This is a genomic window from Streptomyces violascens, from assembly GCF_014649955.1.
GTDB lineage: Bacteria > Actinomycetota > Actinomycetes > Streptomycetales > Streptomycetaceae > Streptomyces > Streptomyces violascens.
The window spans coordinates 569,227-577,863 of record NZ_BMUA01000003.1 but is presented as its reverse complement, the minus strand read 5'-3'; the positions used below and the strand labels follow the sequence as shown (position 1 = coordinate 577,863).

The 8,637-nt window shown below is 70.0% G+C and carries 11 protein-coding genes; 3 read left to right on the top strand and 8 right to left on the bottom strand.

Translation table 11 applies throughout. The features are described from left to right. Nucleotides 1–60: 60 nt before the first annotated feature. From IE206_RS10990 to IE206_RS10980, 3 genes are all read right to left on the bottom strand, one after another. Entirely contained in the window at nucleotides 61–396 is a 336-nt protein-coding gene (locus IE206_RS10990; protein WP_189961856.1) for a hypothetical protein, read from the bottom strand. 150 nt (nucleotides 397–546) lie between these two features. Further along, nucleotides 547–1,116 (bottom strand): GNAT family N-acetyltransferase, encoded by a 570-nt coding sequence (locus IE206_RS10985; protein ID WP_189961855.1) that lies wholly within the window; start codon nucleotides 1,114–1,116, stop codon nucleotides 547–549. Between the two features lie 72 nt (nucleotides 1,117–1,188). Beyond that, the gene (locus IE206_RS10980; protein ID WP_189961854.1) at nucleotides 1,189–1,629 is read right to left on the bottom strand and encodes a hypothetical protein; all 441 of its coding nucleotides are present in this window, start codon (nucleotides 1,627–1,629) and stop codon (nucleotides 1,189–1,191) included. Nucleotides 1,630–1,669: 40 nt separating this feature from the next. On the opposite strand from IE206_RS10980, the gene IE206_RS10975 reads away from it, so the two are divergent. Then, nucleotides 1,670–1,942, top strand: coding sequence for a hypothetical protein (locus IE206_RS10975; protein ID WP_189961853.1), 273 nt, complete (start codon nucleotides 1,670–1,672; stop codon nucleotides 1,940–1,942). A 177-nt stretch (nucleotides 1,943–2,119) separates the two neighbouring features. Here IE206_RS10975 and IE206_RS10970 read toward each other — a convergent pair whose 3' ends face one another. Together IE206_RS10970 and IE206_RS10965 are read right to left on the bottom strand one after the other, a co-directional pair. Beyond that, nucleotides 2,120–2,371: a DUF397 domain-containing protein gene (locus IE206_RS10970; RefSeq protein WP_189961852.1), complete on the bottom strand. Its 252-nt coding sequence runs from the start codon at nucleotides 2,369–2,371 to the stop codon at nucleotides 2,120–2,122. Next, nucleotides 2,368–3,204, bottom strand: a complete 837-nt coding sequence (locus IE206_RS10965) for a helix-turn-helix domain-containing protein (protein ID WP_189961851.1) — start codon at nucleotides 3,202–3,204, stop codon at nucleotides 2,368–2,370. The genes IE206_RS10970 and IE206_RS10965 overlap by 4 nt, the downstream gene beginning before the upstream one ends. A gap of 156 nt (nucleotides 3,205–3,360) precedes the next feature. On the opposite strand from IE206_RS10965, the gene IE206_RS10960 reads away from it, so the two are divergent. Together IE206_RS10960 and IE206_RS10955 are read left to right on the top strand one after the other, a co-directional pair. Beyond that, a complete protein-coding gene (locus IE206_RS10960) occupies nucleotides 3,361–3,795 on the top strand; it encodes a hypothetical protein (RefSeq protein ID WP_189961850.1) in 435 nt (144 codons plus the stop codon). 132 nt (nucleotides 3,796–3,927) lie between these two features. Next, nucleotides 3,928–4,509 (top strand): MepB family protein, encoded by a 582-nt coding sequence (locus IE206_RS10955; protein WP_189961849.1) that lies wholly within the window; start codon nucleotides 3,928–3,930, stop codon nucleotides 4,507–4,509. 28 nt (nucleotides 4,510–4,537) lie between these two features. Here the strand turns inward: IE206_RS10955 and IE206_RS10950 are convergent, their stop codons facing one another. The 3 genes from IE206_RS10950 to IE206_RS10940 all read right to left on the bottom strand — a co-directional run bounded on the left by IE206_RS10950 (nucleotide 4,538) and on the right by IE206_RS10940 (nucleotide 8,606). After that, a complete protein-coding gene (locus IE206_RS10950; protein WP_189961848.1) occupies nucleotides 4,538–5,377 on the bottom strand; it encodes a serine hydrolase domain-containing protein in 840 nt (279 codons plus the stop codon). 157 nt (nucleotides 5,378–5,534) lie between these two features. Beyond that, nucleotides 5,535–6,800: an NAD(P)/FAD-dependent oxidoreductase gene (locus IE206_RS10945; protein WP_189961847.1), complete on the bottom strand. Its 1,266-nt coding sequence runs from the start codon at nucleotides 6,798–6,800 to the stop codon at nucleotides 5,535–5,537. Between the two features lie 216 nt (nucleotides 6,801–7,016). Continuing rightward, a complete protein-coding gene (locus tag IE206_RS10940) occupies nucleotides 7,017–8,606 on the bottom strand; it encodes a serine/threonine-protein kinase (protein ID WP_226598534.1) in 1,590 nt (529 codons plus the stop codon). Nucleotides 8,607–8,637: the final 31 nt, after the last annotated feature.

Sequence of the window (8,637 nt, the reverse complement as noted above, 5' to 3'; positions counted from 1 at the left end):
GGCGCCGGTGTCGTAGCTGAGCCGGTCCAGATTCTGACCCATGTTCCTGATCCCCCGTGGTTAGTGGCGTCCGCCGAAGCGGGCCGCGTCGAAATTGGCCGCCGACATGTTCTGGTGGGCGTTGGACTCCTGCTCGTGATCACCCGTACCGAACGCCGTGTCCATCCCGGACTGACCACCCAGAATGTCCTGCAGCGACCCGTTCAGATCATTCGTGATCTCGTCCGCATGGTTCTTGAACGAGTCGAACGCGGCCTTCCCGGCCCCGTTGAACTTCCCCTCCAACGGCTCCGCCGCCGCCACCAACTGCCGGATCAGCGCACCCAGATCACCACTCGAACCCTCGGTGCTCTTCCCCAGATCGGACAGAGTCGTGGACCCCATGTCGAACTTCACGCACACACCCCCGTAATCGTCGTCATCGTCGTAACCAGCCGCACTTCGCGGTTCCGCAGTACCCGCGAATCGCCACACGTGCCTCGTGCGACGCCTTACATGTCTATCGAACGCGTGTCGCAGGTGCAACGCGCTTCCGTCGCAGGTTTGTCACCACAGCTTGTCGATGGGGCCCGGGTGCAGCGCGATGCGTGCGGCCCGGAACGAGGGTTCGGCGGCGCGGGACTTCGCGGTGAAGAACGCGGCCAGCGTGACTTTGTCGAACCCCGGCCGGTCGCTCGGGAAGGGGTCCTCGGGCGTGCCGCCGACGAGCACCGTCCCCGGCAACACCTGCCAGCCCGCGCCCTCGTAGAACCCCGCGAGCGGACGGTCGCAGGTGAACAGGCCGAGGTCCAGGCCGTACGAGGGCATCGCCTCGCGGGCCGCGCTCACCAGGCGGTGCCCGTGCCCCTGCCCGCGCGCGGCCCGGCGGGTGACCACCGTGCTGAGGCCGGCGGCGCGCAGCGTTATGCCGGTGTGCTCGATGTCCTTGCGCAGGACGTCCAGGGCGGCGAGCACGACGCCGTCCTCGACGAGCAGCATCGACAGCGGGGCGAGGGCGGGGTCGTGGCTCAGTCCGCTGCTCGGTACGGCTTGGGGCCAGGCCTCGTCCTGCAGGGCGAGCACCTGGGCACGCAGCGGGGGCGGGGTGTCCGCCTCGGGGTAGGTCAGGATCGGCATCCCGCGATTATGGGTGTGGCTCGGCGGGGTGCGCTGGGGCTCTGCCCCGGACCCCGCTCGCTCTACGGGAGGTCAGCTTCCTTCAACGACGCGCACGTGCTGTTGGAGCTCGTCGAAGATCTTCTCCTGATCGGCTCCGGCGGGGATGCGCCAGTCCGTTTCGATCCCCGCGAGGACAGCGGGCTCGGAGCTGAAGTGCACCAGGTCGGGCGTGGGAATGGTCTCCTCGCGTAGTAGCTGGGTGAGGAGCGCGGCTGACTCGGCGATGTTGTCGCTCAGGAGCACCGTGTCTCGGCCGTTCGTGCTGGCGTAGCCGGTGTACTCGGTGCCGTCGTCGGTGACGGCCCAGAACGACAGGCGCAGCTCGTCGCCCTCCCCTCGCGTCTGGGCGCGGGCCTCGGGATAGGCCGCGCTGAGCTTCTCGCCGAACGCTTCCAGGTCGAGGTTCCAGCCGTGCGGGTTCTTCTCGGGGGCGTAGAAGAAGAAGGTCGCCCGGTAGTCGTCGAGGTTCACGGTGAAAGGGTCCTTGCTGTCGGCCAGACACAGTGGCGTAGTGGTCCCGGGCACCGGAGGGAGCGGCGGCACCCAGGGCACGCTCGGATCCGGGATCCGGGACCCGGTACGCGACGGGGACGAGGATGGGGAGACGGATCAGCGGCGGCAGGAACGGGAAGCTGTGTCCGTCGCCGGAGCCGTGCGGGAGCTTGACGCGCTTGTTGGAAGCGTCCAAGGCATGCGTGACGTCGCCGAGCTGGTGGATCCACGGGTCGTCGAGGACCGCGTTCGTGAGGCCGCCGTCATCCCCGTTGCCGTCGAATATCGGTGATCCCCACGGCATGGTGACATGGAAGAGGCCCAGCTTGTCCTGCGCGCCAGGGAGCGGGCCGGCTCGGAGCGGCTCTGCTCGTACTGGACGCGTACGAGCAGAGCGCGCTGTGCGGCGCCCTCCGGTGAGGGTGGCCCGCTCCCACACGCCGGGTCGTCCAGGCGTGCCTGGCACCCCTCAGGCGAGGGGGGCTGCCCCGTCCCATTCCAGGAATGCGGTCCACGCGTGCGCTGCTATGGAGAACGAGGGGCCGTCCGCCACTTTCGAGTCCCGCACGTGGACGGCCTGCGCGCAGGTGGCCACCTCTACGCAGTCGCCACCGCCACTGTCGCTGTAGGAGGACTTGCGCCAGGCAACGGCCACCTCGACGCACTCGCCGCCGCTGTCGCTGCTGTAGCTGGACTTGAACCACCGCAGGGTGCTGCTCATCTGTGCTCTCCCGCCAACTCCTCGATGAGGCCCAGTGATGCGCGAGGATCCAAGGCCTGTGCTCGGATCTTCGCATAGCGCTGGGCATACGTACTCACCTTTGCGGGAGCAGAGATCAGGAGGCTTTCGTCCTGAGGCTCCAGGTAAACCAGGTGGTCGTGTTCCGGGGTTTCGGCCAGTGTCATGCCCCCGCGAGCACCCGCGTGCTCACCACTCAACCCGCATTCCATCGGCAGTACTTGGAACGTCACGTTACGCCGCCGTGCGCACTCCGCGAGATGCAGCATCTGGCCGCGCATGACCTCCTTGCTGCCGATCGCCCTCCGCAGCACCGACTCCTCCAGTACCACCTCGATCAGCGCGACCGGCGTCCGGTCGAAGAGGGCCCTGCGTGCCATCCGCGCCTCGACCAGTTCCTCGACCCGCTGCTCGGGAAGGGGCGGGTAGCCGCCACCGATCAGTGCCCGTGCGTACTCCTCCGTCTGGAAGAGGCCGTGGATGACGAGGGTCGCGTACAGCCGCAGCACCAGGGCCTGCTGCTCCAGTAGGGAGTAGTCCTTGAACTGCTCAGGGAACTTCTCCAGCCGCACCGGAACCCGCGCATCCTCGAAGATGTCCATCCCATCCCCGAGGACCCGCTCCAGCTGAACCAGCATGTCGTCGGACGCCGGCTGCGCCAGCGTCTCCATCGCGCTGACGGCCGCGCCGGAGAAGCCGAGTTCGCTTCCCAATTGCTCCTGCGTCCACCCCTTCCGTACGCGCAATTTGCGGGCCAGATTGGCCACCATCTGCGCTGTCGGTCCTGCCGTCACCTTGTTTTCCGCTCGTGCCATATGCGATCACGCTCCGACTCAACCGGTCTCAACCGGTCACAACTCAACCCCGCCGAATTCGACTCGCCTCAAAGGCAGTTGGGGCTGGTCAATGGCTCCCCGACGGTCCCCATGAGGCCATGGAAAACGCTAGCGGGACGGGCCGAAACTGTCCTCGTGGATACGCAAATCGGCGAGGTAAACCTGGACTGGATTCCGCTCTCCGGGTTCCATCTGAGAAAGGCGGGCGTGCAATTCGACGCCGTACGGATCGAGGGGGATGCGGGGCGTTGCGTGGCGGACCTGATGGAGGAGCTGACCGGGGGCGACCCGGGGCCCATCGTCGCGGACGCGGCGGGGCGGAGGCCGGTGTACTTCCTGGTGCCGCCGCGCAGCACGTCCCACAGGCCGTGGCCGGAGCTGGCGGTACCGTTCAACTCGGGTCCAGGGAAGGTCAGTTACGTACCGGTCCCTGCGCTGTGCGGGCACACGTGGCCACTGTCGTGGCGGTGCGTGCCCTCGGGCCCGGGCCGGTTCGTGCACACGCCGCTGCTGAACTCGGTGGTGTGGCGGCTCCACGAGGCGGGTGATTCCGGTGACCGATGGGCGTGAGTGGTAAGGGACCGCACGAGCGGTGGACCAGAGGCCACGAGCGACGCCCGCCCCGCTCGTGGCGCACCGCCGGCAGCGGCATCGGTATTCGCCGGGTCGGCCGCGCGCATTCCTCTGTGACAGGGTGGACGGATGACGACGAACCACGAGTACTCATCCGATCCACACCCCATCGGACTCGTACCGTGGTCGGACACCACTTCCACCCACACTGATCTGCTCGCGGCGAAAGAGCTCGTCTACGACCCTTGCGGATTCATCTGCTCGCAGCCGGTTCCCGAATCCGAGAGCGCCGAGTACGCCGCCCACGAATTCACCCTGGACGGTCTCGCCGTCCGGTTCCGCGTGGCCAAGACGACTCCCACCAAGGTCGGCCAGTTCGTCACCGCATGGAAGAGGTCTCCGGGTGGGCCCATCGAGCCGTTCGACGCGGCGGACCCCGTAGACCTCTTCGTCATCAGTTGCCGTGATCATGACCATGACCGTCACCACTTCGGCCAGTTCGTCTTTTCCGTGGACGCGCTTCGCCGGCACGGCGTCGTATCGGTGAACGGTGCCGGCGGGAAGCGGGCCTTTCGCGTCTACCCGCCCTGGGTGACCACCACCAACCGCCAGGCCGCCAAGTCGCAGGAATGGCAGCTGGACCATTTCCTGCGCCTGGACCAGGGCGGGCCCGTAGATTCCGTTCGCGCGCGGGAGCTCTATCACCCGTAGGACGGGGCGAGTGCAGCCACGCGAACGCTCAACTCCCTTGCCGCTCCGCGATGTTCCGCAGCCGTTCGATCCCGATTTCGTCGGTCTGCTCGGCGTCTCCGGAGAGGCGGTGGACCAGGACCCAGGTGCCGTCGGGGAGGGCACCGGTGAAGACGGAGGCGTCGCGGGTGGCACCGTTGTGCCAGCGGAGGGGGCCCGCGGTCTGCCAGAACGGTGTGGGTTCGCCCAGCTGCCGCTCGACGAGCAGGGCCACGGTGAGGCGGGCGGCGGCGCGGGGGGTGGCCCACAGGCCGCCCGCGGGCAGGATGGCGCCGTCCATGGTCCAGGGGCGGACCGGGCGGCCGAACATGCCGGTCCGGTGCAGTCGCAGATGCGGCGGCGGGCTCACCGATATCTCGGTTATGCCGAGCGGGGCCAGGACGTGGTGCTCAAGGAGTTCCTCGTACGACCGGCCCGTCGCGGAGGTGAGCGCCGCCCCCAGGACGGCGTAACCGAGATTGGAGTACTCCTCGGTGTCCCCCGGGGCGGTGTTCGGGAGCGTGTCGAGTCGCCGTACGAGCGTGTCCAGGGCCTGGGTGTCGAAGGGGGCGTACGGGTCCCGTCGGTGCAGGTGCGGTGGCAGGCGGGGCAGGCCCGAGGTGTGGGCGGCGAGGTGGCGCAGGGTGATGCCGGTGCCGGGCGGCGCGGGCAGGAGCTGCTCGATGGAGTCGTCGAGTTGGAGCTCCCCGGCCTCGACGAGGCGCGTCAGCACGGTGGCGGTGAGGGGCTTGGTCAGCGAGCCGATCTGGACGTACCGGTCGAGATCGTGGCCGTCCGTGGCCCGAGGGGCATCGGCGCTGGTGAGGATGCAGGTGGGAACGGGACGCATGTGGGGAGGCTTTCAGCTTCGAGCGCGTGGGCACCAGCCCGGCCGGTGGCAGAGCGGCTGGAGGGAGGTGCCCGAGTTCATGCGGCTTGGCTCAACACGCCTCAACCGCCCCCCTCGGGGAGTCGGGGAACCCGCCGAGGAGGGGTGGCTCCCCCACTCAACGCCCCCGCCGCGCAACTCCCCTGCCATGCCCGATGTTGACCGCCGCTGCCCGCGCCAGTGCCGCCGGGTTCAGGAATTGGCGGGGGCCTATCAGGCGGGAGGCGAACAGGTGCATGTGGCGGGCCAGGGATTCGTCGCGGGCTGCCGCCGAGAACATCAGGCGCTCCACGGGGTTGAACGGGCGGGCCCGGGCGTAGTCGGCGGCCAGGTAGTGGTGGCCTCGCAGGCGGCGGCGGTGTTCGCGGGCGTACGACGCGAGTGATCTGTCCAGGTCGCCCCGGCCGGTGGCGGACGCGGCGACGGCGTCTGTCAGCCACTGTGCGGACTGCAGGGCCCACCCGCAGCCCACGCCCCACAGGGGGTCGCTGGTCAGGGCGGCGTCGCCGATGAGGGCGAGGCCCGGTGCGGTCGGTCTGCGGCTGTGCAGCGGGTAGTTGACCGTTCCGGTGATCTTCGTGATGCGCTCGGCGGAGTCGATGGGCGGTGCTTCGGGCAGAGCGCGGATGAAGGAGAGGAAGCTGCCCTCCAGGTCCTCCCGGAACGCCGGCAGCCGCTTCTTCTCCGGGAGCACCGCCATGACCGTCACCCCGTCGTCGTTCGGGAACGCGTACGCCATGTCGGGTTCGAGGAACCAGGCCTGACCGATCCCGCCGTGCAGTGGAAGGCCGCGGAAGTGCGCGAGATAGCCGAACCGCGCGTTCTCGTGACTCCGGGTGGGTGACCCCGCGAACTTCGCCACCGCCGAGTCCTTGCCGTCGGCGCCGACCACCAGGCGGGCGCGGATCTCGCGCTCGCCCTGCGGCGTCGAGGCGCGCACCCCCACGGTCCGCCCTGCTTCCCCGACCAGCCCCGTCACCTGGTGACCCGGGAGCAGATCGACCCCCGGGGTGTCCGCCGCACGGGTTCTGATCAGCGGGTCGAGGGTGCTGCGCCGGACGTTGTACGCGTACGGCAGCTCCGGGCCGGCCGGCGCGGGCCTCGGCTCGATCCAGCCCCAACGGGTGTACCAGCGCGCCGTGTTGCGGACGGCGCCCGCCTCCTCCAGGGCCGGGACGAGGCCGAGTTCGTCGAGGACCGGGTAGGCGTTGGCCGTGATGGAGTGGGTGCACAGTGCCTTGTACGCCTCGGGGTCCGCGCGGCGTTCCAGCAACGCGACGCGGGCACCGCGCCGGGCCAGCAGGATCGCGGCGGCACTGCCCGCGAGGCCGGCTCCGCCGATCACGACGTCGTAGTCGTATCCCGCGCTCTCAGGCCTGGTCATGCGCTGATCGCCCCCTTCGGGGTGTGCTGCGGTCCGCGCGAACCTTCGCCGACCGGGGTGGTGACGGCGCCTGCCTCATGGACACCTCAAGGTCGCTCCCAGAGTGGCTCACACCCCGGCGCCGCGCATCCCTCACGCCGTACGAAATCCCGGCCGGATTCCGCCCATGGGAGGGAAGTCGCTGGATCCGGCAAGGCATCCGGGTTCCCGTGGGGTTCAGTCACCCACCCTCGTGTAGTCGAGGAACTCCCCCGTCCCCACCGTCTGGCGGTGCAGGCGGCCGTCCGGCATCAGGGTCACGGTGCTGGGCTTGCCCGGGTTGCAGGCGCCTGTCGAGCCCGGCGCCACCGCGGACGGGCCGATCTGGAGCGGGGCGTCGGCCGAGGCGGGGGCGCCGGTGAGGCGGGCCTCGAAGATGCAGTGGTAGCCCTCGCCGTCGGCCGTCAGGGTGAGAACCTTGTCGCCCGCCCTGCCCGCCCGGACCACCAAGTGACGTGTGTTGTCACCTGAGTTGCTCGGGATCACCGCGGACCAGCTGCCTATGTAGGGCTGCGGTACGCCGTCCACGGGGGCGGGGGGTGTGGTCGTACCCGTGCCGTCCGAGCTCACGTCCCCGGAATTCGTGGAACTGGCCGATGGGGAAGGGGAGTTGGTGGCTGTTGTGCCGCCCTGCTGCTCGCCGCCGCTCATGAACGCGTACACCGAGCCGCCCGCGCCCACCGCCACCACCAGTGCCACCGCTATCAGCGCCGCCGTCGACTTGGCGCTGCGGGCCGGCGGGGGCTCCGGGGAGGGGGAGTAGTACGGGTCGAAGGGCGGGGGCGGGAGGGGGGGCGGGTACGACGGGGACCCGAGCTGGGTCGGGGCCTTGTGCGGATCCGGGGTCACTTCGGTGCCGCCCGGGTTCTCTATGTCGAGCAACTGCACGGCATGGCTGCCCAGTTGGGCCACCAGGGGCGCCGGCAGCCACGGGTCGGCGGTGTCCTCGCGGACGCGTTCCAGGATGCGGTCCAGGGTGGGACGGGCCGACGGGTCCTTGTGCAGGCAGTCGCCGATCAGCTCCTGGAGGGACTCCGGTACGCCGTCGAGGTCCGGGGGCTCCTGCGCGATGCGGAACATCAGCGCGTGCACCCCGCTCGACGCCTCCCCGAACGGCAGCCTGCCGCTCGCCGCGTACGACAGGACCGAGCCGAGGCAGAACACGTCGCAGGCCGGGGTGATCCGGTCGCCGCGCACCTGCTCGGGGGCCATGAAGCCGGGCGAGCCGACCAGCGCGCCCGTGCGGGTCAGGCCGGCCTCGGCGCTGGTCTCCAGGGCGCGGGCGATGCCGAAGTCGATGACGCGGGGGCCGTCGATGGTGATCAGGACGTTGGAGGGCTTCAGGTCGCGGTGGACGAGGCCGGCCGCGTGGATGTCCTTGAGCGCGTGGGCCAGGCCCCGCGCCAGGACCCGTACGGAATGCTCCGGCAGCGGGCCGTGCGGGCCCGCCACCACGGACTGGAGGGAGGGGCCCGCGACGTATCCGGTGGCGACCCACGGCACCGGTGCCTCGGTGTCCGCGTCCAGGACCGGCGCGGTCCACTGTCCGCCGACCCGGCGCGCGGCGATGACTTCCTGGCGGAACCGGCCCCGGAACTCGTCCTGCTCGGCGAGGTCGGGCCGGACCAGCTTGACGGCGACGGTACGGCCCCGGTCCGAGCGGGCCAGGTAGACCTGGCCCATGCCGCCTGCGCCCAGGCGGGCCAGCAGGCGGTAGGTGCCTATTCGCTCCGGGTCGCCCGGACCCAACCGCTGAGTGCGGTCCACGGTTCCCCCCGCTTTGTTGGCTTTGACGGGG